Origin of the sequence: Micromonospora tarapacensis (genome assembly GCF_019697375.1) — a bacterium.
Classification (GTDB): domain Bacteria; phylum Actinomycetota; class Actinomycetes; order Mycobacteriales; family Micromonosporaceae; genus Micromonospora; species Micromonospora tarapacensis.
In genome coordinates, this window is record NZ_JAHCDI010000004.1 from 1,196,848 (window position 1) to 1,223,832 (window position 26,985).

26 protein-coding genes are annotated in these 26,985 nt (G+C 71.3%); 16 read left to right on the plus strand and 10 right to left on the minus strand.

Going from position 1 to position 26,985, the window contains the following annotated elements; translation table 11 throughout:
* Positions 1-39 precede the first annotated feature (39 nt).
* Together KIF24_RS11370 and KIF24_RS11375 are read right to left on the minus strand one after the other, a co-directional pair.
* Positions 40-843, minus strand: a complete 804-nt coding sequence (locus KIF24_RS11370; RefSeq protein WP_221084013.1) for a L,D-transpeptidase family protein — start codon at positions 841-843, stop codon at positions 40-42.
* Positions 844-1,208: 365 nt separating this feature from the next.
* The gene (locus KIF24_RS11375) at positions 1,209-1,463 is read right to left on the minus strand and encodes a hypothetical protein (protein WP_221087668.1); all 255 of its coding nucleotides are present in this window, start codon (positions 1,461-1,463) and stop codon (positions 1,209-1,211) included.
* 446 nt (positions 1,464-1,909) lie between these two features.
* Between KIF24_RS11375 and KIF24_RS11380 the strand changes: the two genes are divergently transcribed.
* Complete coding sequence (locus KIF24_RS11380; protein ID WP_221084014.1) at positions 1,910-2,248, plus strand: hypothetical protein; 339 nt, start codon at positions 1,910-1,912, stop codon at positions 2,246-2,248.
* A gap of 234 nt (positions 2,249-2,482) precedes the next feature.
* Here the strand turns inward: KIF24_RS11380 and KIF24_RS11385 are convergent, their stop codons facing one another.
* Together KIF24_RS11385 and KIF24_RS11390 are read right to left on the minus strand one after the other, a co-directional pair.
* Entirely contained in the window at positions 2,483-3,829 is a 1,347-nt protein-coding gene (locus KIF24_RS11385) for a hypothetical protein (protein WP_221084015.1), read from the minus strand.
* A gap of 161 nt (positions 3,830-3,990) precedes the next feature.
* The gene (locus tag KIF24_RS11390) at positions 3,991-4,482 is read right to left on the minus strand and encodes a hypothetical protein (RefSeq protein ID WP_221084016.1); all 492 of its coding nucleotides are present in this window, start codon (positions 4,480-4,482) and stop codon (positions 3,991-3,993) included.
* A gap of 355 nt (positions 4,483-4,837) precedes the next feature.
* Between KIF24_RS11390 and KIF24_RS11395 the strand changes: the two genes are divergently transcribed.
* The 5 genes from KIF24_RS11395 to KIF24_RS11415 all read left to right on the plus strand — a co-directional run bounded on the left by KIF24_RS11395 (position 4,838) and on the right by KIF24_RS11415 (position 8,484).
* On the plus strand, positions 4,838-5,248 hold the full coding sequence (locus KIF24_RS11395) for a DUF6069 family protein (RefSeq protein WP_221084017.1): 411 nt from the start codon (positions 4,838-4,840) through the stop codon (positions 5,246-5,248).
* A 40-nt stretch (positions 5,249-5,288) separates the two neighbouring features.
* Positions 5,289-5,642, plus strand: a complete 354-nt coding sequence (locus KIF24_RS11400; RefSeq protein WP_221084018.1) for a YciI family protein — start codon at positions 5,289-5,291, stop codon at positions 5,640-5,642.
* 20 nt (positions 5,643-5,662) lie between these two features.
* Positions 5,663-6,859 (plus strand): RNA polymerase sigma factor, encoded by a 1,197-nt coding sequence (locus tag KIF24_RS11405; protein ID WP_221084019.1) that lies wholly within the window; start codon positions 5,663-5,665, stop codon positions 6,857-6,859.
* Positions 6,860-6,905: 46 nt separating this feature from the next.
* Positions 6,906-7,403, plus strand: a complete 498-nt coding sequence (locus KIF24_RS11410) for a YcxB family protein (protein ID WP_221084020.1) — start codon at positions 6,906-6,908, stop codon at positions 7,401-7,403.
* Positions 7,404-7,590: 187 nt separating this feature from the next.
* Positions 7,591-8,484, plus strand: coding sequence for a hypothetical protein (locus KIF24_RS11415; protein WP_221084021.1), 894 nt, complete (start codon positions 7,591-7,593; stop codon positions 8,482-8,484).
* Positions 8,485-8,658: 174 nt separating this feature from the next.
* Here the strand turns inward: KIF24_RS11415 and KIF24_RS11420 are convergent, their stop codons facing one another.
* Positions 8,659-9,156, minus strand: coding sequence for an RrF2 family transcriptional regulator (locus KIF24_RS11420; protein ID WP_221084022.1), 498 nt, complete (start codon positions 9,154-9,156; stop codon positions 8,659-8,661).
* A 127-nt stretch (positions 9,157-9,283) separates the two neighbouring features.
* Here KIF24_RS11420 and KIF24_RS11425 point away from each other — a divergent pair, with 127 nt between their 5' ends.
* From KIF24_RS11425 to KIF24_RS11450, 6 genes are all read left to right on the plus strand, one after another.
* A complete protein-coding gene (locus KIF24_RS11425) occupies positions 9,284-10,024 on the plus strand; it encodes an SDR family oxidoreductase (RefSeq protein ID WP_221084023.1) in 741 nt (246 codons plus the stop codon).
* Positions 10,025-10,263: 239 nt separating this feature from the next.
* Entirely contained in the window at positions 10,264-11,115 is an 852-nt protein-coding gene (locus KIF24_RS11430) for a fumarylacetoacetate hydrolase family protein (RefSeq protein WP_221084024.1), read from the plus strand.
* Positions 11,112-11,867 carry an SDR family NAD(P)-dependent oxidoreductase gene (locus tag KIF24_RS11435; RefSeq protein WP_221084025.1) on the plus strand — a complete coding sequence of 252 codons (756 nt, stop codon included), beginning with the start codon at positions 11,112-11,114 and terminating at the stop codon, positions 11,865-11,867. Before KIF24_RS11430 ends, KIF24_RS11435 begins: the two co-directional genes overlap by 4 nt.
* A gap of 135 nt (positions 11,868-12,002) precedes the next feature.
* Positions 12,003-12,776: a (Fe-S)-binding protein gene (locus KIF24_RS11440; protein WP_221084026.1), complete on the plus strand. Its 774-nt coding sequence runs from the start codon at positions 12,003-12,005 to the stop codon at positions 12,774-12,776.
* 20 nt (positions 12,777-12,796) lie between these two features.
* Entirely contained in the window at positions 12,797-14,218 is a 1,422-nt protein-coding gene (locus KIF24_RS11445) for a lactate utilization protein B (protein WP_221087302.1), read from the plus strand.
* Positions 14,215-14,814: a LutC/YkgG family protein gene (locus KIF24_RS11450; RefSeq protein WP_221084027.1), complete on the plus strand. Its 600-nt coding sequence runs from the start codon at positions 14,215-14,217 to the stop codon at positions 14,812-14,814. The genes KIF24_RS11445 and KIF24_RS11450 overlap by 4 nt, the downstream gene beginning before the upstream one ends.
* 8 nt (positions 14,815-14,822) lie before the next feature.
* On the opposite strand, the gene KIF24_RS11455 is transcribed toward KIF24_RS11450, so the two are convergent.
* Positions 14,823-16,277 carry an SDR family oxidoreductase gene (locus KIF24_RS11455; RefSeq protein ID WP_221084028.1) on the minus strand — a complete coding sequence of 485 codons (1,455 nt, stop codon included), beginning with the start codon at positions 16,275-16,277 and terminating at the stop codon, positions 14,823-14,825.
* Positions 16,278-16,599: 322 nt separating this feature from the next.
* Here KIF24_RS11455 and KIF24_RS11460 point away from each other — a divergent pair, with 322 nt between their 5' ends.
* On the plus strand, positions 16,600-17,040 hold the full coding sequence (locus tag KIF24_RS11460) for a VOC family protein (RefSeq protein ID WP_221084029.1): 441 nt from the start codon (positions 16,600-16,602) through the stop codon (positions 17,038-17,040).
* Between the two features lie 78 nt (positions 17,041-17,118).
* Here KIF24_RS11460 and KIF24_RS11465 read toward each other — a convergent pair whose 3' ends face one another.
* The 4 genes from KIF24_RS11465 to KIF24_RS11480 all read right to left on the minus strand — a co-directional run bounded on the left by KIF24_RS11465 (position 17,119) and on the right by KIF24_RS11480 (position 25,268).
* Positions 17,119-18,726, minus strand: coding sequence for a serine/threonine-protein kinase (locus KIF24_RS11465; RefSeq protein WP_221084030.1), 1,608 nt, complete (start codon positions 18,724-18,726; stop codon positions 17,119-17,121).
* A gap of 238 nt (positions 18,727-18,964) precedes the next feature.
* Complete coding sequence (locus KIF24_RS11470) at positions 18,965-20,254, minus strand: hypothetical protein (RefSeq protein WP_221084031.1); 1,290 nt, start codon at positions 20,252-20,254, stop codon at positions 18,965-18,967.
* A complete protein-coding gene (locus KIF24_RS11475) occupies positions 20,230-20,895 on the minus strand; it encodes a hypothetical protein (RefSeq protein ID WP_221084032.1) in 666 nt (221 codons plus the stop codon). The genes KIF24_RS11470 and KIF24_RS11475 overlap by 25 nt, the downstream gene beginning before the upstream one ends.
* Entirely contained in the window at positions 20,892-25,268 is a 4,377-nt protein-coding gene (locus tag KIF24_RS11480; protein ID WP_221084033.1) for an FtsK/SpoIIIE domain-containing protein, read from the minus strand. The genes KIF24_RS11475 and KIF24_RS11480 overlap by 4 nt, the downstream gene beginning before the upstream one ends.
* 92 nt (positions 25,269-25,360) lie before the next feature.
* Between KIF24_RS11480 and KIF24_RS11485 the strand changes: the two genes are divergently transcribed.
* The 3 genes from KIF24_RS11485 to KIF24_RS35035 are packed head-to-tail and all read left to right on the plus strand — an operon-like array spanning position 25,361 to position 26,960.
* Positions 25,361-26,059 carry an RNA polymerase sigma factor gene (locus KIF24_RS11485; protein ID WP_221084034.1) on the plus strand — a complete coding sequence of 233 codons (699 nt, stop codon included), beginning with the start codon at positions 25,361-25,363 and terminating at the stop codon, positions 26,057-26,059.
* Positions 26,056-26,595: a hypothetical protein gene (locus KIF24_RS35030; RefSeq protein ID WP_407939913.1), complete on the plus strand. Its 540-nt coding sequence runs from the start codon at positions 26,056-26,058 to the stop codon at positions 26,593-26,595. The genes KIF24_RS11485 and KIF24_RS35030 overlap by 4 nt, the downstream gene beginning before the upstream one ends.
* Positions 26,574-26,960: an anti-sigma factor gene (locus KIF24_RS35035; protein WP_407939914.1), complete on the plus strand. Its 387-nt coding sequence runs from the start codon at positions 26,574-26,576 to the stop codon at positions 26,958-26,960. Before KIF24_RS35030 ends, KIF24_RS35035 begins: the two co-directional genes overlap by 22 nt.
* Positions 26,961-26,985: the final 25 nt, after the last annotated feature.

The following is a 26,985-nucleotide window of genomic DNA, read 5'->3' on the forward strand; positions in this document are numbered from 1 at the left end:
TGTACCCAGGTACCGGATGCAAGCTCGCCCGGGCACGGGTCAGTACACCCACACAGGAGTGTCGAGCGGCAGCTGGTCCCGTGCCCACAGCCAGTCCATCGCGGGCAGCGTCACCCGCACGCAGCCGTGCGACGCCGGCTGCGGCGGAACGCTGGTGTACCCGTGCACCGCGATGCCCTGGTGGTGGAAGTACTTCGGTCGGTACAGCCGGCCGAGCGGGCCATCCCGCCACCCGTCCACCTGCCAGCCCACCGCCCACTTGCCCCGGGGCGTGTCGGCCAGGTAGGTCTCGCCGTCGTGGGTGTACTCCTCGAAGGTGCCGGTCGAGGTGTTGAAGATGCGGCTCACCGACCCGTCGTCGACGATCATCAGCAACTGTCGGTCCAGGTCGACCTCGGCGACATGACCCTTCGTACTCTGTGCGTCTGGGCGGGTGCCCTCGGCGAGGGCGGCCCGGGTCTTCGGACCCACGACGCCGTCCGGCCGGAGGCCGGCGGTCTTCTGCACGGCGTACACGGCCTGCTCGGTGAGGTTGCCGAAGACTCCGTCGGACTTCCCGGTCCAGTAGCCGAGTTCGTCGAGTCGCTGCTGGAGGTCGCGGACTGCCGGCCCGGACTGGCCGCGACGCAGGTTGCCGTCCGGGCTGGCCGGAGCGGTCGCGGTCGGGGTCGCGGTGGGGCCGGGCGTCGCGGTGCTCGGGTGCGCGGTGGGGAGTGGACGGTGCCGCCGACCCGGCCGAGGGCGTGGTCGCCGGTGGTGGTGCCGCGGTGGTGGTGCCGTCGCCGTCGGCGGCGCCCGGCGAGGGTCCGTCCGAGCTGGTGTCGCCGCATGCGCTGACCGCAAGGACGACCGCCACCGTCACCGGCAGCAGTGCTCGCCGGACCCGCATCACCGGGCCGCCGGAGACTTCCGGTGCCGTGGCGACCCCGGTGCCCGAGGGGCCGAAGGCCGGCCTGGCCGCCATTGCCGTCTCGATGGGGATGCGCATCTGTTCCACTTACCCCCTTTGCCGGGAAACGAAAACGGCGGGTCCGGAAGCGCCCGGCCCGGCTGCACCTATGGTGCTCACCGCTGGGTAACTGCATGATTACCTGATGGGTGCTGACCGGGCGGTTCACTCGCACGTGGAGAACCTGACCGCCGAGAAGCGCTCCCGGTGCTCGGGTTGTCGCGGCCCAGGGTCGGGGTGCGCGGTCCCGGGCCCCTCGTTAGCTATTGACGCTCTTCACTGAGTGCCATGGTGCGGGCAGCGGGTGGCTCGAGGCGACGAACAGCTCCGGCCCGGCACACCCGACGAATGGCGATGGCCCAGTGACTTGGTTCCAGGCTGCGACCTGGGCGGGAGTTGCCTGCTCGGGGGTATGGCTGGCAACGCCGAGTTGGGCGGCCGCGCTGATGCGCGCGCCGACGGTGTCGGTGACGTGGCGTTCGATCAGCCAGACCTCGTTGACGTGTCTTGACATCGCGGGCTCCATCTTAGACGACAGATCAACAGCAGGGACACCCAAACCGCGGGGTCAGTCGCAAGCAAGAGTCAGGCCGCCTGACGGCGCCTCAAAGTCTCATAGTCGTACGAGTCGATCGATCCGACGGACGGGTCGACGCCGGCCGCGGCGAGGCGTTCGGTAAGCGCGATCGACATGTGTTGGGCTCGCTCACGTCACTTGATCTTCCAGCCTGCTCCGTGACAGAGTTGTGCTGGCGGTCAACCCGCGAATCCGTACATGACGGAGCGTTACCGAGTCGGCGGATCTCGGCGGCATCCAACATGATGATCCTCATTTCGACGGCTTGCCGCCGCGAGTACTGCACCGCAAGAGCTACAAACGCAAGGCCGAAGTCGGAACCGACCGACCGAAAGAGAAGGACAGACACGGTGCGAAAGAGGGAAAACGGGGCAGGGTACCGGGTGGCAACCGCGAAACGGATAGCGGTCTCCCTGACCCTTGCGCTCACTTCGACCTTCGGTGTCGTCACAGTCACCGCCGCGCCAGCGTTCGCGCTGCCGACGAACTGCAACGCCACCCCCGGGACCGCCACCTACGGGGTCATGTGTCGGGGTGGCACAGGCTTCTACCGTGCCTGGACCAAGTGCATCCACGTGAACAACTCGAGCACGACGAAGTACGCCTACGGCAACGGCGTGGGCATCGGTGGGTACTCCAAGGCGAACTGCGGGTCCAACTACCGCATCAGCAGCACCGCCCGCGGGGTGACCAAGACCAACTATCTCCCCCCGAACTGGTAGTCACGACCACACAGGTGCGCCACGACCGACAGTCTCCAGCGAGATGCCGGTCGTAACTCCGGATGCTGCCAGTGGCTCTGCCCGAGGATGAACAGGTCGGGCAGAGCCACTGGCAGGCTCGGGCAGATCACCCTCGGCGAGCAGTAGCGTCGGCGCCCGCCGCAGCTGGCTGGCGCGTACCACTGTGGGGGCCACCGCGCTGCCCGGTGACGATCTCCCCTGCCAGCCGATCAGCTAGTTCTTCGGATCGATGTAGTACGTTCCCGGCACCTGCTTCGCGGTCCCGTCCCGCCGCGCGGCGATCGCGGCACTGCTGCAGTTCTGCGCGAACTCCGTAGCGGTCATCTCGGCCCCTCGGGCGCGGAACAGAGCGGCGTTGTCCGGGACCGGCCCGGTCGCCGTGACACTCTTGATCTGCCAGTTCTTACGACCCCAGTAGTTGTTCTCGAACGTGAGATTGTAGTGCCCAGTGACGGTCTGCATCTCGGGGTCGCGGTCAAGGGCATACCAGTGCCGCGCCGGAATGGTGGCCGAGGTGGTGTCGGTTGTCGTCGACGACCAGTTCCATTGCTGGCCGAAGGTCGCCGAGACCGATGCGCTGATCTCCGCCAGGCCGGGGATCCCGCCGCTCCCGGTTACGCCGACCTCGAACGACATGTGGATGGAGCCGCCGACCGAATCCGTCCAGGTCTTGGTGTAGGCGAAGTCGAAGTCCGAGCAGTTGATGGCCTGGGCCACCTGCCGCCAGCCGTTGTAGACCGGGAGTAGTTCGGTGTCTGGCGTGAACGAACAGGTCTCGGCGCCGTCGTCGCACTTGCTCAGCAGACCCTGTCGGGTGGGTCCCCGGTGGAGGATGAACATGTTGACTTTGTCCTGCATGTACGCGGGCACGTCGGCGAGCCGGTCATTGGCGTACCACTCGTGGGAGAACTCGGTCGAGTCGTAGTGCCTGACGTAGCAGTAGTTGAATGTCTGGAACGACCTGATTTCCGACCGGTACTCGGACGGAAGGTACTGGACTACCGCTTCGTCCGAGCGCATGCAGGGGGTGAAGGTGTTGCCGTAGCCGGGGTCGTACTCCACCGGTGCCGAGATCGACAGGCTGCGGCCCTGGTAGTTCGGCTCGGTGAATTCGATGGCGAGCAACATGCGGGACGCCTCACCGGCTGCCCTGGCCGCGCTGCCAGCCTGGTTGATCTGCCGGAGCGTCTGCCCGTCGAACTCCGCCCCGTCGTGCGGGGCATCCTCGACCCGTCCGCCGGTCGCCTGGGCGACCGCCGCCCGCAGCGTGGGGTGGCAGGTGGACGTCGTGGTGGGCACTTCGATGTTGACGACGCAGTGCGGGTTGACGGGGACCGACTCAGATTGACTCGACGCGGCCGACGCCGCCGGGACGGCCGCCATCGTGGCGACGACCACGACGGCGACGAGTCCTGCTGTACGGCGGATGCCGCTGATTCTATTCACCGCTTGTGAACCTTCCGGATATTTTTCGGCCGTTGCCGGCATGGACCTCCAAATGTTCGGCCAACCGGATGGCTTGCCGCTTGGGGAAGGTCTGCGGCCTGGCTGAGGGAACATGAGCGGGACCTGAGGGACCGCCCGCCACGCGCCGCTGACCAGGTATCTTCGCCACTGTGCGACGAGCTGTCATTCATCGGACTCGTTGCCGACGTGCCGTAGCTGTCCGGCGGCAGGTGCCCATCCCCGCCCGGTACGCGTACACCCCGGGTGGTCGCCCGCTACGGTGCCGTACCAGGGTGCCGGTGTTGCTCCCAGAGCGCGCCGATTGCGCTGAGTTCCGCCACGAAGGCGTGGACGTCGTGGCTGAACGCCCTTTCGTCGAGAAACAACAGCAGCAGCTTGCGCTGACGGTGGTGGGTGCTGACGGTGACGAGGTAGCGGGACGCGACCTGGAAGCCGTATGCGCCCACGGCGGCGTGGCGGTCCTGAATAGCCAGGTCCGTAATGTCCTGCCAAGCGAGGTGCTGGGCGCCGACGAACCGGTTGCGTGTGATTCCGTCCCTGGTGACGGTCGTCCCCAGCGATCGGCATCGGACGAGGATGAAGGCCCACCCTGCGGCCACGACCAGCACCGCGACGAGCAGGACTTCGCCGGCCACGAACGTGGCCCACAGCACGCCGCCGAGGGTTGCCGTGGTGACCACTGCGGCCATCACCGCGTAGCGCATCAGGTCGCGCGGGATGTCGTAGGTGACCGGCAGCCTGTGCATGTCGACTTCCTTCCCCTGGCGACGCCGCAGATCGCCGCTGGTTGGTCCGGAGCGGTGTTTGGTGGAGCACCATTGTGACCCACGCGTCGCGCCAGAACTGTTGGGTAGTCGGTGGTGGAGCGTCCGAGCTGGGAGTCTGGGCGGGACCGACTCGGGTCCATGTAGGACGGATGCGACCTCCGGTGACCACGAGGTGGCCCCACCGGCCCGTCGATCTTCCCGACCGGTCGCCGACACAGGCCGGGCCGAATGTCTTCGAAAAGTTCGGGCGTGCTTGTCGATCGGGGTTGATTCTCTTCGTAGCCCTGGTGAGAGCCCGGCACCGAGCCGGTCCGCACATCCGCCGGAGGGCACGATGACCACCGCTGTGAACACGACCCGCACCACCTCGACCGTCGGTGCGCTGATCCGGACCGGTGCCGTCGCCACGGTTGCGGCATGCGCCGCCACCATGGCCGTCGCCGCGATCGGCCGTGCCGCAGGGATCAGCCTCGATCTGGGCGGTGCACCGATTCCGGTCACCGGGTTCGGCGTGCTGACCGCCGTCTTCTCGCTGATCGGCGTGGTCATCGCCGCGCTGCTGTCCCGTTTCGCCCGGCGCCCGCGGCGCACGTTCGTCCGCACGACGGTGGCGCTGACCGCCCTGTCGCTGGTGCCGGACGTGATCGCCGACGCCGGGGCGGGCACCAAGGCGCTGCTGATGCTCACCCACCTGGTCGCGGCCGCGATCGTGATCCCCGCTGTCGCGCGCCGCCTGGCCGCCTGAGCTGTCGCCATCCCACCGTCGAGCTACCGGAGGAACCGCCATGAAGCAGTACCTGCTTTCCGTGCACTTCGTCGAGGGCGCGCCGGCGCCGTCTGACGAGGAGATGCAGACCATGTTCAGGGAGACCGATCGGATCAACGACGAACTGCAGGCCGCGGGCGCCTGGGTCTTCGCCGGAGGACTCACCGCGCCGGACAGCGCGACCGTCGTCCGGATCGAGAACGGCACCACCACGTTGAGCGACGGGCCGTTCGCCGAGACGAAGGAGCACATCGCCGGATTCTGGGTCATCAAGTGCGCGGACCTGGACCAGGCGTTGGCTTGGGCCGAGAAGTGCGCGGCGGCCTGCGGCCCGGTCGAGGTGCGCCCGTTCGACGAACTGTCCCAAGCCTGAACAGGAGCCGGTCACCCGACATGGACCTGGCGAGCATCTACCGCGCGGAGTACGGCCGCTGCGTCGCCACCCTGGCCCGCTTCCTCGGTGACATCAACCTCGCCGAGGAGGCGGTCCAGGACGCCTTCACCACGGCGCTGCAGAAGTGGCAGACCCCGCCGCCGAACCCGGGCGCCTGGATCGTGACCACCGCACGCAACCGGGCCGTCGACCGGCTCCGCCGGGAGTCGACCCGTGAGGCCCGACACGCCCAGGCCCTGCTGCTGCACCAACAGGACGAGCCCCAGGAGGTGGGACCGGTGAAAGACGACCAGCTGCGACTCATCTTCACCTGCTGCCACCCGGCGCTCGCTCCCGACGCGCGGACCGCTCTCACGCTCCGCCTGCTCGGCGGCCTCGAAGTACCGGAGATCGCCCGGGCCTACCTGGTTCAGGAGGCGACCGTCGCCCAGCGGATCGTGCGCGCCAAGAAGAAGATCCGCGACGCCGGCATCCCTTACCGGGTACCCGCCGAACATGAGCTGCCCGATCGGCTGCCGCCCGTGCTTACGGTGCTCTACCTGATGTTCAACGAGGGCTACACGTCCACGGCCGGGCCGCTGATCAGAACGGACCTGTGCACCGAGGCGATCCGGCTCGCCCGCGAGCTCGCCGCGTTGATGCCCGACGAGCCCGAGGTCCTCGGCCTGCTCGCCCTGCTGCTGCTGACCGAGGCGCGCCGCCCGGCCCGGCTCGACCCGGCCGGGCAACTGGTGCTGCTGGCCGACCAGGATCGGTCGTTGTGGAACCGGACACTCATCGCCGAGGGCCACGACCTGGTCCGCCGTTGCCTGCGGCGCAACCGGCCCGGCCCATACCAGATCCAGGCCGCGATCAGCGCGGTGCACACCGACGGTGCCGCCAGCGACTGGGCACAGGTCCTGGCACTCTACGATCAGCTGCTCGCGCTCGCGCCGACCCCGATCGTCGCGCTCAACCGCGCGGTCGCCGTCGCCGAGGTGCACGGACCAGCGGCGGCACTCGCCGCGTTGGCGGATGTCGATCTTCCGGGCTACCACCGGCTGCCCGCCACCCGGGCCGAACTGCTGGCCCGGCTCGGACGCCACGCAGCGGCCCGGGCCGCCTACGACCAGGCCGTGGCACTTGCCACCAACGAGACCGAGCGTGCCTTCCTGCAGACTCGTCGCGCCGAACTCACAGGCACAACGGGAGCATGAGGAGTCGGGCGCTGCCCGGGGGCGGGTGGGGCACTATCGTGCTGGCGTGCACATTCGTTTCGACGTCCCTGCCGATCCCGCCTACCCGGGCCGGGTGGCGGCTGCGCTCAGCAGTGTCCGGCTGCGCAGGTACGGCTCTGTCGGCGCGGTGCTGGCGGCGGTCGGGGCGATCGGTCTCGCCGTCTCGCGTGGGTTCGCGTGGGGCGAGCAGATCTCGCCGCTGTGGATGGCGATGGTCGTGGGTGGCCTGCTCTCGATGCTGTACTGGCCGTGGGTGCGGTTGCGCGCCCGGCGCCGCTCCGGTCGCTACGCTGTCGAGGGCGCCTACGACATCACCGACGACAACATCATGATGCGCAGCGGCTCGGAGTCCGGCGGCATCGCCTGGGACGGGGTCACCCAGGTAAGGGACACCCCTGAGTTCTGGATCGTGTATGTCGGCCGGATGCCGGCGACCGTGATCCCACGCCGGCTGATGTCCGCCGAGGACGCCGAGACGTTGCGAGCCCACATGGCCAGACGCGGGCTGCTCCAGGCTCGGTGAGACCTCTCGCCAGGGCTGGTGGTCTGTGCGTCGGTTGTACGGCGATTGTACGGGCCTCACCGTATCGTTTTGCCGGCCACCCTTCCCTGGTCCGATCTGATCGACGGCGCCCGGGCGGCACACCGATCGAGACCCGACGTGTCGAATCTGGCCATCACAGTCGTACCACCTGGAGGATCTTTCCCTCATGCGTAAATCCATCGGGGCTGCCGCGACGGCGCTGGCCCTCGCCGCGGCCGGCATCGCCGTAGCCGGAGTCGGACCCGCCCGGCCGGCGAACGCCGCGCTCAGCGACGTGCCCGCGGACTGCAGGGTCTTCACCGCGGCGTACCGCCCCGATGGTCAGCGTCTCAGCTACGGCTACGTCGGCGGCGAGACCAGCACCACGGCCTACGCCGACGACAACCTCGGCTGGGTGCCGTCGGCGCACCAGCAGATCGGCGGCTCCGGTGACGACACCAGCTTCCGCAGCACCGAGTACGCCGCCCACCCGACGGACGGGTGGCTCTACAAGGTGAGCCGTCAGGGCGAGCGGGTCGACGGGACCATGCGAGTCACGGCGGTGAGCGCTGGCCGCCTCAAGAGCGGGTTCGCCGACACCCGCGTCCTCGCGACGGCGTCGCCGTACCTCTACCGCGTGGCGGGCACGTCGCTCTACCGCTACACCGAGACCTACGTGGACGGTGTGTTCACGCTCTCGTCGCCGGTGAAGCTGGCCGGTTCCGGCTGGAACACGGTCAACACGTTGACCTACGAGCGTAGCGGCGGAACGGGCAGCGCAGCCGTGGACGTGCTGATCGGTACCAAGACCAACGGGCAGCTCAAGGAGTGGCGAATCAACCGGGCCACCCCGAAGACGATTACCTCGAAGGTGCTGCGGGCGAGTGGCTGGGCTCCCTTCACCAGCCTCAGCACGGGCTACTGCGAGGCGCACCCGAACGGTCGGCCACTGCTCGGGATCAAGGCCGCAGGCTCGGCCTCCGTGCACTTCGACGCCAACAAGACGGACGGTGTCGGCACGGACATCAAGGGCGGCTCCCTCGGCTCGCTCGGCTGGACGGCGAAGGCCTACGGCCAGTAAGCGGGAAGATCTCGGTGAGTCCGTCCGGGGCCAGCTGTACTCGGACGGACTCGTCCGGAGATCGGTGCCGACGATCCCGGACCCGGGATCCTCGGCACGTCGCCGTCGTGAGTTCGGGTGGAGCGGCGTCCAACTTCCGGTACACCCGTGGATGGCCCCACCGAGGGGCCGACGTCAGGCGATGGTGGCATCACCGTCGTTCGGGGTGAGCCAGGTGCGGATGCTGGCGAGTGCGGTGGGGCCGTGGTCGTGGTCGACGCCGCTGGCGAGGTCGGCGATGGAGACAGCTTGGAGTGCGGCGCGCCAGGCGGCGTCGGCGCTGGCCATCGCGCGGGCGATGGGGCAGGGGCGGGTGCAGTCCTGCGGTGGTGTGGCGAGGGGGCCGCGTTGGCGGATCTCGGTGCAGACGAAGGTGGGCTGCGTGCCGTCGACGGCGGTGACGACGTCGAGGATGGTGATCAGGTCGGGCCCTCTGGTCAGGGTGTATCCGCCGGCCTTGCCCTGGACGGCGGCGATGAGGCCGGCGCGGGAGAGTGCCTGTAGCTGCTTGGCCAGGTAGCTGGGAGAGACGTCGTGGAGCTCCGCGAGTCGGGCGGCGGGCACGGGCTCGGTGGCGGTGGTGAGCACCACGCAGCAGTGCAGTGCCCATTCGACTCCGCCGGACAGCTTCACGTGACCCCCTGCTTGACTCGGACACAGACTATCCGACTACTGTCTCGGACAGAAAGTGTCCGAGTTTGGGTTGTGTCCTCGACGAAGTCGGCGTGCCCCTGTGGCGTGCTGTGGAAGGGTGAGAGCCATGAAGGTCGTCGTCATCGGTGGTACCGGATTGATCGGCTCGCAGGTGGTCCGGAAGTTGACCGCGGCGGGGCACGAGGCGGTCCCCGCGTCGCCGTCGAGCGGGGTCGACCTGCTCACGGCTGAGGGCCTGGATCAGGCCCTGGAAGGGGCGGATGTCGTGGTGAACGTGGCGAACTCGCCGACCTTCGACGAGGCGTCGCTGGAGTTCTTCCGCACCTCGATGACCAACCTGCTGGCCGCCGGGGAGCGGGCCGGGGTCGGCCACCAGGTGATCCTGTCGATCGTCGGGGTGGACCAGGTGCCCCGACTCGACTACTACCGGGCCAAGACCCTGCAGGAGGACCTGCTCCGGCAGGGGCCCTCGCCGTACTCGATCGTGCGGGCCACCCAGTTCTTCGAGTTCGTCGACGCGATCTTGTCCTGGACCTCCGACGGCAACAGCGTTCGCCTGCCCGCCACCCGCGTCCAGCCGATGGCTGCCGCGGACGTGGTCGACGCGGTCGTCGACGTGGCCACCGGCCCGCCGCTGCGGGGCATCCGCAACGTTGCCGGCCCGGACGTCTTCGCCCTCGACGACCTTGGCCGGGTCACCCTGGAGGCGCAGCCGGACGACCGGACCGTCGTCACCGACGACACGGCCGGCATGTTCGCCGCGGTCTCCGGCGACGTGCTCATCGCCGGACCGGACGCACACCTGGCGCCCACCCACTACCAGGACTGGATCCGAGCGGCCCGCTGACTGTCGGCCTTACACCGCGGCGCCGGCACCTGCGGCGGCGCGGACCTCGGGTGCGCCGCAGGGATGCCGTCACCCGCGCCTGCGAGATCGAGACGGTTGCGCTGAGGCACGGGATCATCCTGTCCGCCTTCGCCGCTCGCCATCCGGACCTCTCCGATCCGAATTGCGGAAATCCGTGCGGCCGGGTCAGCCTTGAGGGCGACCACCGCTTGCGAGCCCGAACACAGGGGAAGATTGAGATGAACTTCTTGCGCCTAGGCCCGGCGGGGCGGGAGATCCCGGCCGTCCAGCGGGAGGGCACGACCTACGACCTGCGTACCCTCACCGCCGACCTCGACGGGGCGTTCTGGTCGTCGGACGGGATCGCGGGTACCCGCGCGGCGCTCGACCGGGGTGACCTGGCCGAGTTGCCCGGCGCCGCCACGCTGCGGGTGGGCGCGCCCGTCGCGCGTCCCAACAAGATCGTCTGCATTGGACTCAACTACCGGGACCACGCGGCGGAGACCGGTGCACCGCACCCCGCCGAGCCGGTGGTCTTCATGAAGGATCCGATGACCGTGGTCGGGCCGTTCGACGACGTGCTCGTGCCGCGCGGCTCCAGCCGGACCGACTGGGAGGTCGAACTCGCGGTCGTCGTCGGCTCGACCATCCGCTACGCCGACTCCCCGGAGGAGGCGATGCGGTGCGTCGCGGGGTACGCGGTGTCGCACGATGTCTCCGAGCGCGCGTTCCAGCTCGAGCGTGGGGGGCAGTGGGACAAGGGCAAGAGCTGCGAGACGTTCAACCCGCTGGGGCCCGTCCTCGCGCCGGCGGACGAGGTCGGCGATCCGCAGTCGCTCTCGCTGCGGTTGTGGGTCAACGGGGCTATCCGCCAGGACGGATTCACCGGAGAAATGATCTTTCCGGTCTCGCATATCCTCTGGTATCTCAGCCAGTTCATGGTCCTGTATCCCGGTGACGTGATCAACACGGGTACGCCGGCCGGGGTGGCGCTCGGCCGTCCGGACCAGCCCTACCTGCGCCCCGGGGACGTGGTGGAGCTCGAGATCACCGGTCTGGGGCGGGCGCGCCAGGCGGTGGCGGCGGCATGAGCGGCGATTTCGTCGGGCTGTCCGCGATCGTCACGGGCGGCTCGTCCGGCATCGGGCGCGCGACGGCCGTGGAGCTCCGGGCGAGGGGCGCCACGGTGGCGGTCCTCGACCTCGACCCGGGCGGACTCCCGGCGGACATCGCCGGCTTCGCCGCCGATGTCGCGAGCCGCCCGTCGGTGGACGCGGCGGTCTCGGCAGCCGCCGCCACGCTCGGCGGCATCGACGTGGTGGTCAACAACGCCGGTGTCGGGGCGATCGGCACCGTCGCCGACAACACCGACGACGAGTGGCTCCGCGTGCTCGACGTCAACGTGGTCGGCATGGCGAGAGTGGTGACCGCGGCCCTGCCGTGGCTCCGGCGGTCGGGTCACGCGTCGGTCGTCAACACCTCGTCCATCGCCGCGTTGAACGGCCTCCCGGGCCGGGCGCTCTACGCGGCCAGCAAGGGCGCCGTGCTGTCGCTGACGCTGGCCATGGCCGCCGACCACGTCCACGAGGGCATCCGGGTCAACTGCGTGTGCCCCGGTACGGCCGAGACACCGTGGATCGACCGCCTGTTGGCGCGGGCGGAAGATCCCGTGGCCGAGCGCGCGGCGTTGCAGGCCCGGCAGCCCATCGGGCGACTGGTGTCGCCCGAGGAGGCCGCGAACGCGATCGCCTACCTCGCATCGCCGCGGTCGGGATCCACCACCGGCACGGTGCTCAACGTCGACGGCGGTGTCACCCACCTGCGGGTCGGGCCAGCGCGATGACCACAGCAGCCCGCTGCCGGCAGCACCGGCCCGGACGCGCCATACTTGGCGCGGCCGACGCGGGAAGTCGTGCGCCCGGCGACAGCGCCGTGGCGGCGCTGGCCGCCTTTCCGACCCCACGGCTGGAGGTGTGAGGTGCGGATCGCGCTGTTCGTGACCTGCCTGGCCGACACCATGTTTCCGCAGGCGGCGAAGGCGACCGTGCTGCTGCTGGAACGGCTTGGCCACGAGGTGGTCTTTCCGGACGGTCAGACCTGCTGTGGGCAGATGCACATCAACACCGGCTACCAGCCCGAGGCGGTGCCGCTGGTGCGCCGGCACGCGCGGATCTTCGATGCGTACGACGTGATCGTCGCGCCGTCGGGCTCCTGCGTGGGGACGGTGCGGCAGCAGCACGCGATGGTGGCCCGGCGGGCGGGCGACGAGCGGCTGGCCAGCCTGGCGGAGTCGGTGGCGGCGCGGACGTACGAGCTGTCCGAGTTGCTGGTCGACGTGCTCGGCGTGACCGACGTGGGGGCGTACTACCCGCACCGGGTCACCTACCACCCGACCTGTCACTCGCTGCGGGTGCTGCGCGTGGGGGACCGGCCGCTACGGCTGCTGCGCGAGGTGCGCGGTCTCGGTCTGGTGGAGTTGCCCGCCGCGGAGCAGTGCTGCGGCTTCGGGGGTACGTTCGCGCTGAAGAACGCGGACACCTCCACCGCGATGCTGGCGGACAAGATGCACCATGTGCTCTCCACCGGCGCCGACGTCTGCACCGCCAGTGACTCTTCGTGCCTCATGCACATCGGCGGCGGGCTGTCCCGGCTGCGGACCGGGGTCCGCGCGGTGCATCTCGCCGAGATTCTGGCCTCGACCGAGCAGCCGGGGACCGCTGGTGCGCAGAGCCGTTCGGCGGTGACACGGTGACGCGGACGACGTTCCTCGGCATGCCGGCGACCGCGCCGGCCGGAGTGGGGCAGCTGCGCGGCGAGGAGCCGTTCCCGGCCGCCGCGCGGCGCAGCCTGGCCGATCCGCAGCTGCGCCGCAACCTCCGGCACGCGACGACGACGATCCGGGGCAAGTCAGCCGCTGTGATCGCCGAGGCGCCGGACTGGGAGCAGTTGCGGGCGGCGGGCGCGGCGGTCAAGGCCGACACCATCGCCCGCCTGCCGGAGCTGCTGGAACAGCTCGAAGCGAAGGTCACCGAGGCTGGCGGCGTGGTGCACTGGGCAGCGGACGCGGTGGAGGCCAACCGCATCGTCACCGACCTTGTGCGGGCAGCCGGTACGGACCGGATCATCAAGGTCAAGTCGATGGCGACCCAGGAGATCGGCCTCAACGAGGCGCTCGATTCGGCCGGGATCACCCCGGTCGAGACGGACCTGGCGGAGCTGATCGTGCAGCTCGGCGGCGACCGGCCCAGCCACATCCTGGTCCCCGCGATCCATCGAAATCGGGCGGAGATCCGGGACATCTTCCTCCGCGCGATGCCCGGCGTCGACCCGTCGCTGACCGACGATCCGGCGGCGTTGGCCGCCGCCGCGCGCCACTACCTGCGGAAGACCTTCCTGAGCACGCCGGTGGCGGTGTCCGGCGCGAACTTCGCCGTTGCCGAGACCGGCACCCTGGCCGTGGTGGAGTCGGAGGGCAACGGCCGGATGTGCCTGACCCTGCCGGAAACGTTGATCACGATCATGGGTGTGGAGAAGGTCGTGCCGACCTGGCGGGACCTGGAGGTGTTCCTGCAACTGCTGCCGAGGGCGTCGACCGGGGAACGGATGAACCCGTACACGTCGATGTGGACCGGAGTCACCCCCGGCGACGGTCCGCAGGCGTTCCACCTGGTCCTGCTGGACAACGGGCGCAGTGCCGTGCTCGCCGACGAGGTCGGCCGGCAGGCACTGTGGTGCATCCGCTGCTCGGCCTGCCTCAACGTGTGCCCGGTCTACGAGCGTACCGGCGGGCACGCGTACGGGTCGGTGTATCCGGGGCCGATCGGGGCGGTGCTGTCACCCCAGCTCACCGGCGTCGCGGAGAACACCTCGCTGCCGTACGCGTCGACGTTGTGCGGGGCGTGCTATGACGCCTGTCCAGTGAAGATCGACATTCCGGAGCTGCTGGTGCATCTGCGCGCCGAGGTCGTCGAGTCGCGACGCCGGCCCACCGCCGAGTCGATCGCGATGGCCGCCGCCGCGCACACGATGGACCGCGTCGGGTGGTACGAGGCCGCGCAGCGCGCCGCCAGGCTGAGCCGGCTCGCCGGCCGGCGCGGACGGGGCCTGCCCCCGCCGCTGAACGGCTGGACCGTCAGCCGCGACCTGCCGGACGCACCGGCCGAGACGTTCCGGGACTGGTGGGCCCGGCGATGAGTTCCCGCGACCTCGTCCTCGGCCGGCTCCGGGCCGCCCTCACCGTCGGCGCCCACGGCCCGGTCGAGGTGCCGCGGGACTACCGGCACGCGGGCCCGCGTGACCTCGACCAACTGGTGGAACGGTTGACCGACTACCGGGCACACGTGCATCGGGTCGCCGACGCCGCAGTCGCCGACACGATCGCGGACATCCTGCCGGTGGGGGGCACCGTCGTCGTACCGCCGGGCCTGCCGAGCGCCTGGCTGCCGCCGGCGGTGACCGTGCTGCCCGACGAGGGCCTCGACAACGGGCGGATCGGCGCCGCGGACGCCGTCGTCACCGGCGTGGCGATCGCGATCGCGGAGACCGGGACGATCGTCCTGGACGGCTCGCCCGACCAGGGCCGCCGGGTGCTCAGCCTCCTGCCGGACCGGCACGTGTGCGTGGTCCGGGCCGACCAGGTGGTGGCGACCGTGCCGGAGGCCGTCGCCCGGCTGACTCCCCACCGCCCGCTGAGCTGGATCAGCGGGCCGTCGGCCACCAGCGACATCGAGCTCATCCGGGTGGAAGGCGTGCACGGCCCGCGTCAGCTGCACGTCATCCTGCTGCCCTGACCCTGCGGTCACCAGGCGCTGGGCGTGTAGTCCTTCAGGAAGCAGCCGTACAGGTCTTCGCCCTGTTCGCCGCGGACGATCGGGTCGTAGACCCGGGCCGCACCGTCGACCAGGTCCAGCGGGGCGTGGAAGCCGGCGTCGGCCAGCCGCATCTTCGTCGGGTGGGGCCGCTCGTCGGTGATCCAGCCGGTGTCGACGCTGGTCATCAGGATGCCGTCGGACAACATCTCCTGGGCGCTGGTCCGGGTCAGCATGTTCAGCGCGGCCTTGGCCATGTTGGTGTGCGGGTGCCCGGGCCCCTTGTAGCCGCGGGCGAACTGGCCCTCCATCGCTGACACGTTCACCACGTACTTGCGGCGGGCGGTCGCTGCGGCCATCGCCGGCCGCAGCCGGCTGACCAGCACGAACGGCGCGGTCACATTGCACAGCTGCACTTCGAGCAGTTCGACCGGGTCCACCTCGTGCACCCGCTGCACCCAGCTGTTGACGGGGTCGAGGTCCGGCACCAGACCGCCGGCGTCGATGGCGGTGGCCGCGGCGATCCGTTCCGGCGAGGCGGAGCCGCTGGTCAGTGCCAGCGCGGTGAGCGCGTGCGGGGTGATCGCCGGCGGCGGGGCGGTCAGGCTGCCCGCCGGGTCGTGCCGGCCGGCCGGTTTGGCGAATGTGATCATCTCCGGCAGCGGGCCGTCCGGCAGGGCCGCCGCCTCGGCGGCGACGAGCTGCGCGTACGCGGCGGGAGTGCGGCGGACCGTCTGCGCCGCGTTGTTGATCAGAATGTCGAGTGGTCCCTGCCCGCTGACCGAGTCGGCGAGGGCGATCACCTGGGCGGGGTCGCGCAGGTCGATCCCGACGATTCGCAGGCGGTGCAGCCAGTCCGCGCTGTCGGGCATCGCGGCGAATCGGCGGGCCGCGTCGTGCGGAAACCTCGTGGTCACCGTGGTGTGCGCGCCGTCGCGCAGCAACCGCAGCGCGATGTACATGCCGATCTTCGCCCGGCCGCCGGTGAGCAGCGCTCGCCGGCCGGTCAGGTCGGTGCGGGCGGTTCGGCGCTCCCGGTTGAGCGCGGCGCACGGCGGGCAGAGCTGGTGATAGAAGGCGTCCACCTCGAGGTAGCGCTGCTTGCAGACGTAGCAGCCGCGCGGATTGTGCAGGGTGCCGGCCGTGGTGTCGGCGGTGGGTGAGGCGAGCGGGATGCCCTGGGTCTCGTCGTCGATCCGGCCCGGGGCGCCGGTGGCGGTGGCGGCCGTCACCGCGCGGTCGGCCGCCGTGATGGCGTCCCGCCGTTCCTCACGTCGCCGCTGCTTGATCATTTTGTAGAGCTTCGCGGTGGCCCGTTGCACCCGCACCACGTCGGGATGATCGGGAGGCAGGTCCTCCAACGCCTCGAAGACGCCGAGACAGGTCTCCAGCTGGTCACGGTCAATGCCGTTTCGACCGTTTTCGGTAATGTTGTCCGCCGTCATGCCGCCGCTGTCTCATCCCGTTCCCTGAGCCGGAGCTATCCGGCCCACCCAAGTCCGACCAGGAACTGTACGCACCGCCCAGCCCCGAACGTCGAGGGCGGGTGCATCGTCGCCCACCGGCCGGACGGACGCGGGCTGCCGTAGCCACGCGCGACCCGGCGTGCGGTTTCGTCCGAATCGGTACGGCTCGCGCTCGGTGAGCACTGCCGCGTCGCGACATTTCCCGCAGAAGTTGGTGCGCAGCCGGTCCAGTGCGGCGTGGCGGCTCCGTCCCGGGCGCGGATGCGACCACCGTGTCCGTACCAGACTAGGGAGGCCCCATATGGCGATCCAGCGGATGGACAACGTCCTGATCGTTGTCGACGATCTTGACGCCGTCATCGCGTTCTTCGTCGAGCTCGGCATGGAGTTGGAGGGCAGGACGCCAGTCGAGGGACGTTGGGTCGAGAGTGTCATCGGGATCGACGACGTCCGACAGGAGATCGCGATGCTGCGGACCCCGGACGGTCACGGCCGGATCGAGCTGGCGATGTTCCGTACGCCGAAGGCGATCAGCGCCGAGCCGAAGGATGCACCGGCGAACACGCTGGGCATTCGTCGCATCATGTTCGCCGTCGACGACATCGAGGACGTCGTTGCCCGCCTGCGTACCCAGGGCGGCGAACTCGTCGGCGAGCTGGCGCGGTACGAGAACGCCTATCGGCTCTGCTACGTCCGCGGTCCGGAGGGCATTGTCGTCGGACTGGCCCAACAACTCAGCTGACGCCGGGGACCGGGGACCGCGCGGCCAACCCATCGGGGCGGTGGCGCGGTTGGCCCAGACCGGGCTCTGAATTCCGAGTCAGACCGCGCCTCGGTCGACCAGGCTGAACGTGGTGCTGATCGGGGCGTCGCCGAGAAACTCCACGTAGATCTTCTTTCTGCTCGGACTCCACTGCACCAACCCGTGCTCGTCGCTGACGATGGCGTAGGTGGTACGTCCCTTGTCGTCCTTGCGGTCCTGACGGGCGAGCCCGAACAGGGTCGCCGCGGTCGGTGCACAGTCGGTGCCCACCAGCGAGGCGTATGCCGAATTGATCTTGACGCCGAGGCACGGCCGGTGGGAGACGTCCGGGTTCAGCGACTTGATCATATAGTCGACGCCGACCGGTTCGAGCACGAAGAGGGCATCCGGGCCGGTCCCGTTGCCGATGTGGACCTCGGCGTCGAACGGCAGTGCAAGGTCGCGATCGATCTCCACCAGATGCAGGAGGATTCGCCGCTGCCCGGCCAGCACGGCCCGGGTACTGTCAGCCCCGGCCGACGGTGAACCGGTAGCCGTACTCGACCCGGTCGCGGCCGGCGCCGACCCCGGCGTCGTCGGGCCGCCGGTCGCCGTCGCACCGGTGGCGTCCGGGTTGGCCAGGTCGCGCAGCAGCTGCGGGCCGAACAGAGCGGCGGACACCAGCACCGCGACCACCGCGGCGGCACCGCCCAGCCCGGTGAGCCAGGCACGCCGGTTCGATCCCGTACGGCCGGCCGTGGCTGGCCGCGACGGGTTCGATCGCCTGCCCTGGGCATTGCCACCGGCGCCGGGCAACGCATCCGGCGTCGTGCCCAGGGGTCGGACAGCTCGGGTGTCGCCCCTCGGCACTGCTGCGGTCAGCAACCCGTCGAGCAGTTGCCGGGCGGTGGGCCGGGCGGCGGGATCCTTCTCCAGCGCCCGGGAGACCAACTCCCGCAGTGGCCCACCGAGTCCGGTCAGCTCCGGCGGCTGGGTGAGGATCCGCATCGCGGTGGCGGTGGGGGAGTCGGCCCCGAACGGGTTGCGGCCGGTCGCGGCATGGGCGACCACGGCACCCCAGGCGAAGATGTCCGCGGCCGGACCCACCGGCTGGCCGGACGCCACGTCGATCCGCTCCGGAGCCATGTACGAGACGGTCCCGACCATCTGGTTGGTCCGGGTGTGCTGGCTCGTCGCGTCGAACGCGCGGGCGATGCCGAAGTCGATTACCTTGATTCCGCCGGGTGCGACCAGGACGTTCGCCGGCTTCAGATCCCGGTGGATCACCCCGGCACCGTGGATCGCGGTGAGCGCGGTGGCCACCCCGACCGCGATGCTGTGCAGTTGCGCCGGCCCCAGCGGTCCCCGCTCCCGCATCACCTGGGCCAGGCTGGGACCCTCGACGTACTCCACCACCAGGTAGGGCGGGTCGTGGTCCGGGTCGGCGTCCAGAACCTCGGCGGTGCAGAACGGTGGAACCTGGCGGGCCCGGTTCACCTCACTACGAAACCGACCCCGGAACTCGGCGTCGTGCGAGAGTTCCGGGCGAACGACCTTGACCGCCACCGGCCGTCCCTGCGGCGACCGGGCAAGGAAGACGCTTCCCATGCCGCCCTCGCCGAGCCGGTCGAGCACGTCGTACCCGCCGATGCGGCCCGGGTCGCCGGGACGCAGCCCGCCGTTCACGCCGGATGCTCGCAGGCCACGACCACCCGGTGAACCGTTCCGCCTATCACCCGTTCCCCTTAGGTCACCCGGACGCCGCCCGTAGCCTACTGCCCGACCGGCCTCCCCCCGTCGATGCCCTCGGTCGGCGGTTGAGCTGGGTGCAGCACCAGGAGCATCCGAGCGTGTGCGAGGGACTGGTTGCACGGCGGCTGGCTCGACCACCCCAACTTCCGGGCGCTGCTTCCAGCCGAGCAGGTCAACCGGTGAGCACCAGGGCGTGTGGGGTGACGGTCACGGTGGCGGCCACGGCGCTGTGGACTCGTACGCTCGCTTGTGGGGTCTCGACGAGTGTCAGCGCCGAGCGTGCGACACCCTTGGAGGCGGTCAGGGTCGGCTTGCCGCCCACCTTGACACCGCCCTCGGCGTCGCCCGTGGCGGTCACGGTGACCAGCGCCGCCGCGATGCGGTCCGCCGGCACGTCAGCGAGCGTATCCGTGGTGCCGAGTGCGATCTCGACGTCGGACTGTTCGGTGGCGCGTACCGGTTCGGGGGTGTGTGGCGGGATGGGGACCACGAGTCCTTCGGTGGATTCGGGTGCGCCCGCGCCGGTGACGTAGCCGACCAGATTCGCTCGCATTTCGGTGCCCGCCTCGTACCGGAGGTGGACCGACCCGTCGCTGACCGGAATGACCATGAGCCCGCCGCGGGTGCGGTCGCTGCCGCTGGTCGCCGACCAGTAGACCGTCTGGTTCAGGTCACCGGCGCGCGTCCCCGCGGAGACGAACCCGCCATTTCGCCCCACGTCGGCGGAGACCTGCAGGATCACCGCCGAGATCGGGCCGGCGTCGGCGAGTTGCCGGACCTCGGCGAGCGCGACGCTGGCTTTCTTACCGTCGGTCCTGGGCACCAGGGTCACCACCCGGGCAGGTGGCACCGCCACGACGCGGCCGGCGTCGGACCGCTCCGCCGGCTCGAACACGCCGACGAGTCGGACCAGCAGGTCGCCGCCGCCGGTGGCGCTGGCCCGCAGGTCGCCGTCGGGGCCGAGGTGGGCCACCACGGTGGCGGACAGCTGTGCCCCGGCCTTCGGTACCCGCAACACGGTCGTCCGGTCGGTGCCCTGGACGACGGTGACCTCGCCGGGGCCCTTCGCAGCCAGGATCGAGACCTCGACCAGCACCGCACTGGTGCCGGCGGGCACCGGGGGCACCGGCACCGTCACGTCCACGCCGGCGGGCAGTGCGCCGACCTCGCGCGAGTCGAGCAGCACCTGTGGCCGCACCGGGATCAGGCGGGTGGAGCCGGCAACCGCGGGGTCGGCGGGAGGTGCCGAGGCGGCGCCGAACGAGCGGGCGTCCAGCGCGGTCGCCGGGACCGTCCCGGGGTTCCCGACCCAGGCGTCCACCGCGTACCGCGAGCCCACCAGCACGGCAGCGGAGGCGAGGACCCAGGCCAGCCCGATGACGAGCCACCGGGTCACCGGTGACATGGGCCGCCGCTCGCCGCTGGCGACGGTGACCTTCACACCTCTCGTCGGGCTACGCATGGCGTCTCCTCCGTTTGTTGCTCGCGCTCACCGGACGCGCTCACGCGCTGCACGGCCCATCCGGTCTCCGCTGTGCGGCAGTCCCATTGTCCGGCATCACTGCCGGAGTCGTCAGTACCCGCAAGTCGATCCCCGGGGTCGGCGGTGCGGTGCCGCGGGAACGCGCTGAGCGCCGCGGCAGCCGCCCACCCGGGTGCCTCGTCCGCCATCGCCTGGATGAACCGCCGGTCGACGGCCACGCCGACGCCCAGATCGACGTCGCTCCGCAGCCCGGCGAGCTGCGCCGGCACCAGTACCGCGGTCGGCAGGAATCCCGCCCGGGCGATCAGGGCGGCAAACTCCGGCCGCGACGTCCCCGGCCCGGTGCGCCCGCGGCGACCGCCGCGTCCATCCCGATGATCCGGGCCGCCTGGATCGTCCGGTGCACCGAATCCGTCCACCATCGAGGCCGAGCACCAGCGGGGTAGGCCGAGCTGCCGCCGGGCGCGGGCCAGCCGCCGCGACAGTGGCTTCGGCCCGGCCAGGCCGCCGGCGACCTCGGCGACCGCGGCCAGCCGCATCGGATTGTCGCGGACCACCGCGATCACGACACCGTGTGCGCTCAGGCACACCCCGACGCCGTACGTCGACTGACTGCTCATCGTGCCTCCCCAGCGAACACCCCGACCGGTATGGCCAGCTGCGCGCCGGGGGGTGGCTGGGCCAGGAACGCGACCTGGACCTGGGCCAACCCGCCGGCCTCCACCAGATAGCCGCGCCCCGGCAGCGGTCGGAGCGGTGCCTCGCGCGGCAGCCGGACCCGGAGCACCTCGCCGTCGTCCGGCGCCGGGCGCAGCAGCAGCCCGGTTCGCGACATGGTCACCGCCCGCTGCCACGGTTGCATGCCGCGGAAGGCGTCGGTCCGGCCGGCGGCGACAACGTGGACGCCGGCCGGCAGGCCCGGCAGGAGCCGGTCCAGTGCCGGCCCGGCGTCGGGCAGCGACTCGATTCCGTCGACCAGCAAGAGGGATCGTCCCGCGGTCGGCTTGTTGGTCAACTCGCTGAAGCCGCCCGCCACCTCACTGACCTGGGCGCCGATCCAGGCGTCCGGCTCGGCGGCCACCACGAGCACCTGCGCGTCAGGTGCGCTGGCGCGCGCCGCGGCGGCGAGCAGCCGCAGCACACCCGTGCGACCGCTGCCGGCGGGGCCCGCCACCACCGCGTGCATGCCCGGACCGAGCGCGAGCGTGGCGACGCTGAGGTCGCGGTAGTGCCGGCCGACGCCGAGTCGCCAGACCGGCCCGCCCGCCGTGGACGAGGACAGCACCTCACCGGCGGGCACCAGTTCGGGCAGCACCGTGACGGTGGGCGCGGGAACCGCGTCCGGGTAGTCGGCGGCGACCCGGGCAACCGCGGCGGCGAGCGCTCCCGGCCGCCCGTCACCGTGCCGCCCGATCTGGATCTCGCGGCGGGTCTGGATGTCGATGGCTCGCAGGCCGGTGAGCTCGGGCACGTCCCGGGCCCGCAGGCCCAGCCCCGTGTACGAGTTGGTGTCAGCCAGGCGCAGACACAGCTTCGTGGGCAGTTGGGCGAGCACCCGGCCGGGTACGCCGCGGTCGTGCGACGCCGAGATGAGCAGCCGGATGCCGACGGGTGCGCCGTCGCGCAGCAGACGCTCCAGCCGTGCGCCGACCTCACCGATGCCGGCCCGTTCGGCCCCTTCGACCAGCGCGTCCCAGCCGGCGACCACGAGCAGGACGTCAGGTCCCGTGGACCGGCTCACCCGCCGGTGGGCGATCTCGGCATCCACCTGGTCGAGTACCCGGGCGAGCCGTTCGCCGTCGTCGACGCCGACTGTCGCGGTCACGTGCGGCAGACCGGCCAGCGTTCCCAGTCCGGTGCCGAGGCCCTCCAGCACGAAGATCCGCTGCCGGTCGGGGGCGCGGTGGCGCGCGAGGGAGAGGCAGGCGGTGGCGAGCACCGCGCCGGTGGCGGTCGCGTCGGCGCCGAGCACCAACGTCCCGCCCGTCTCCGGCGCCCAGCACCACACGTCGGAGCGCTGCTCGTCGGGCAGGTCCACCAGGCCGAGCGGCACCGGACCAGTTCCATCCACGTCGACGCCGGCCGCCAGACTCCAGGCGTCGACCTCCTGCGGCAGCGGTGGCGGGCAGGGCACCCGCGGCCGGGGGTAGCCACCCCGCCCGGCGGCGTCCGCCATCGCGGTCACCAGCCTCCCAAGATCTGTCGGTACGCCGTCGGCCTGCTCCTCCCGCACGGTCGCCTCCCGGTCGGCCAGCAGTGTGAACGGGGCGACCTCGATTCGTTCGCGCGATCCGCGTGGGGTGGCCGCGGACACCAACGCGGTCTGGACCCCGATCACCTCGCCGGCACCGAGCCGGACGTAGGCGCGGCCGGGCCTGCGTCGGTCGATGTCGGCCGCCTGCCGGGTGCCCAGCACGTCCCGGGAGTCCGCCTCGTCCTGCACGCGCAACGCCACCCGCAGGTTCGTGTTCGCTCGGATCTTGCCGTCCACCACCCCCTGCGGTCGCTGCGTCGCGAGCAGCAGGTGGATGCCGAGACTGCGGCCCCGCTGCGCCACGTCGACCAGTGCGGCGAGGAAGCCGGGCAGTTCCACCGCGAGAGTGGCGAACTCGTCGATCACGATGAGCAGGCGGGGGAGCGGCGGGTCGGGGGCGACCAGGTCGCCGATGTCGCTGACACCGGCTTCCCGCAGGCGCCGTTCCCGGTGCCGCAACTCGGCGCGCAGGCAGCGCAGTGCCCGCGCGGCCAGGTGTTCGTCCAGGTCGGTGACCAGCCCGACGGTGTGCGGCAGTGCGGCGCAGGCGTCGAAGGCGCCGCCGCCCTTGAAGTCCACGAGCAGGAAGGTGAGCGCGTCCGGTGAGTGCGCGCACGCCAGCGACGCCACCACCGTGCGCAGGAACTCGCTCTTGCCCGAACCCGTGGTGCCCACCACCAGACCGTGCGGTCCGTCGCTGTGCAGATCCACGGTCAACGGGCCGCGTTCGGTCATTCCGATGGTCGCCTGCATCCCGGAGAGGCCACGTCGCCACCACTCGCCGATCGACAGCGGGTCGAGGTCCTCGACCGGCCGGCCCAGCCCGTTCGGGCCGGAGGCCACGGTCCGCAACAGGTCCACCAGGCGGGCGTGGGCCGGCAGCAGCGCCGCCGCGACCGCCTGCTCCGGGTCGGTCCAGCGGGCGAGTGCACGGGCCGCCCGCCCGCACACCCCGTCGGCGGCCCGTACGGCGAGCAGGCCCGACGTCCGCTCGCCGGTGACCGCGTCGGTCAGGTCGGCGGTGTCCTCCGGCCCCAGGACGAGGAAGGAACGGCACACCGAGGGCAGCCGTTCCGTGCGCCCGCTCACCACCAGCGCCCGGCCGCTGCCGCGGGCGAGCCGGCCCAGCAACGACGCGACGCGCCCGGTCAGCAGGTCGTCGGCGTCCACCACGACCACGGTGTGCGTGGCGCCTGTCCCACCTGCGCCGGCCCCGCCCGCGACCGTGGCCGCGGCGCGGGTGGCTGGTGCGGTGTCGGCGGCCAGCCGGGTGAGCAGTTGTTCGGTGGCGGCCGGGTCGACGGCGACCCGCAGCGTCCCGTCGTCACCGTTGAGGTGCGGCAGCCACTTCAACCAGTCCCACGCGGCCAGCCGGTCCGGCTGCACCACCAGGGCCAGCGCCAGGTCGGCCGGTCCGTGCCGGGTGACAAGATCCAGCACGACGGCGGCGACTGCGCTGCGCGCGGCGGTGCCGGTGCCGACGATGCCCAGCCCTGAGCGGTCCCGCAGGTTGACGTGGACCGGCACGTCCGACAACCGGGAGCGCTCGGCGAGTGCCTCGCCCAGCTCCGGCCGCCCCGCCAGCTCCTCGGCGCCGCGCCGGCCCAGCTCCGGCAGCCACGGTCGGGCACCCACGCCGACCACCACCCGCAGTTCGTCCGCGTCGCCCGGGCGTACCTCCCACAGACCTCGACCCGACACCGCCCGGCGCACCAGGCCGGCCAGCCCTGGATAGGCGGCGCGGGCCGCCGCGGCCACCGCGGTGCGGGTGGTGTCCAGGTCGGTGCCGAACTGCCGGGCGGCAGCCGCAGATTCGGTGGCCATCCGGATGGCGTCCTTCTTCGCGCGGTGCTTGGACTCGACCCAGCGGGCCAGTGCCATCATCGGCGTCATCGCGACCATGACCAGGAAGAACGGGCTGAACACGAAGGCCATCACCACGCCGATGGGCAGCGGCGCGATGAGCAGCAGCCAGGACAGTGGCGCGGGTACGGACGCGGGTGCCGGCGCGGCCGGCACGGGCACCTGCGCTGCCGGCGCGGTGGAGGCCACCCGGGGGGTACGGATCAGCGGCTCGCGGCCCGTCGGTGCCTCCGGGGTCGAGGGCGCGGGCCACGATCCGGGCGGGTCGGCCGGCGCCGCGGGTGCGACCCGGAAGGCCGTGTCGCCGAGCCGCAGGTAGCTGCCGTCGAGCAGATCGGCGTCCGAGTCGTCGTCGGTGAGGTCCCGTCCGTCCACCCGTGCCGGGCAGTCGTCGTCGACGGGCCTGGCGGTGACACGTGCCTGTGGGGTCGTCTCGACGTGCACCAGCGGCCGGGTCACCGGACCGAAACGCACCCCGGCGTCCGGGCAGCGTCCGATTGCGAACGTGCCGTGGTCGAGTTCGATGGTCTGGCCGCTGTCGGGCCCGGCCACCCGGCTCAGCTCGACGACGGGCCGCCCAGCTTGCCCGCCGCGCGACCGGTCAGCCGAGAACCCCGGTGTCGCCAAACGCACGCTCAGCTCCGCGCCGGCCCACATCGGCAGGTCCGCGAGCTGGGTGTCGCCCGGAACCTCCGCGCCGTCCAACTCGATGACCAGTTCACCGGCCGCGACCCGAGCGGCGACCGGTCCGACCAGGTGGTCGAGCAGTTCACTCACGGTGACGTCCGGGGCGACGGTGCCCAGGGAGACGTCACGGGTGGTGGCGGAGAGGTCGCGGACGGGCCGCCGATCTTCGATGCGGACGCTGAGCCTCATGACCACAGTTCGCGGCCGGGCGCCCCGGTGGTTCCCGTCCGGGCGAGATTTGGCAGATTCACGCCGCGCGATCAATTGCGTATCGTGGGTCGGTGGCCGAAAGATCTGCGCCGGGTACGACAGCCGTAGCCGGCTCGTCGGCGGAACCACTCGACACGGGGGACGGGCGGCGCGAGCTGCCGCCCGCCGTGCTCGTGCGTTTCCGGGCTGGGGACGCCGAGGCGCTCGGCGAGGTCTACGACCGATACTCGCGTTCGGTGTGGGCCGTCGCCATGACGGTCACCCGCGCCGACCATCTCGCGCAGGAAGCACTCCAGGAGACGTTCATCCGCGCGTGGAAATCCGCGTCGACGTACGACCCGGAGCGGGATCTCGGCCCGTGGCTGTTGACCATCGCGCGGTACACGGCGCTGGACCTGATCCGGCGTGAGCTGCGACCGACCCGTGGTGGCCACGAGGCCGAGCAGGACGCGGTGGTGGAGGCACCCGACCTGGACGTGGCATGGTTGTCCTGGACGGTGCAGGAGGCGCTGGGTCGACTCGCCGACCACGAGCGGGAGATCGTCCGGCTGTCGTTCTTCGACGACCTGACCCACGCGCAGATCGCCGAACGGCTGGGACTGCCACTGGGCACGGTCAAGTCGCGCTCGCACCGGGCGCACCGGCGGCTGGCCGAACTGCTGGCTCACGTGCGGGATCCTCCGCAGATCGACGATGCCGCGAACCAGACCGGCACCGGGGGGCGAACAACAATCGGAAAAGCGGGCATCGAGGGGAGGAGCGACGGGTGAGCACCGCACCACAGACCGACGGGGGCACAGACGAACAGTTCGTGGATTTCCTGGCCGGGCACCTCGATCGGCACGCGAGGCGCACTCCGGGCCGGAAGAAGGCGGCGGCGCAGAGCGCCGACCCGGCTCTCCTGGCCGCGGTGGTCACCGAGTTGCGCGCCGAGACCACCTGGGCATCCGGTCCGCCGCCGGCACTTCGGGACAGCGTCCTCAGCCGGGTGCGGGCGCACGCCGACGAGCAGCGCGTTGCCGAGCAGCGCGTCGCGGACCCGGCGCCCGAGCCGCTGTCCGTGCCCGAACCGGCGCCCGAGCCGCTGTCCGCGCCCGAGCCGCTGTCCGCGCCCGAGCGGCTGACCGGGCCCGGGCGGTGTCCGTGCCCGAGCCGCCGAGTGGCGGCCCGGCCACGACGGTCCCGTCGGCGGACCCCGGCCCACGGTGGTGGCATCCGGCCTGGTGGCGGCCCCGGATGGGCCGGCTCACCTGGGCGCTGCCCGCCGCGGCCCTCGGTGCCGCGGTGTTCACCGCTGGAGTTCTGACCGTCGACCGGATGCTCGACCCGCAACCGCGGGCCGACGTCTACGTGGCCGCCGGCACGGATCTGGCTCCGGAGGCGCGCGGCACCGTGTCCGTCGTGGACACGCCGTCGGGGGCGTCCGTCGTGCTGGAGCCGGTCGGGCTGCCCGCCGCCGCACCGGGCTCCTACTATGCGGCGTGGCTCAAGGGACCGCGCGGCACCGTACCGATCGGGTCGTTCCACGAGCGCCGCAGCGGCGTACCGATCGAGCTGTGGAGCGGCGTGGACGTCGCCGACTACACCACCTTCAGCGTCACCCTTCAGATGGAGGGAGCGCCACCGGCCCCGTCGGGCCTGGTGGTGATGACGGCCGTCCTGAACCCGTGACCACAGCGAGCTGGCGCGGTCCACC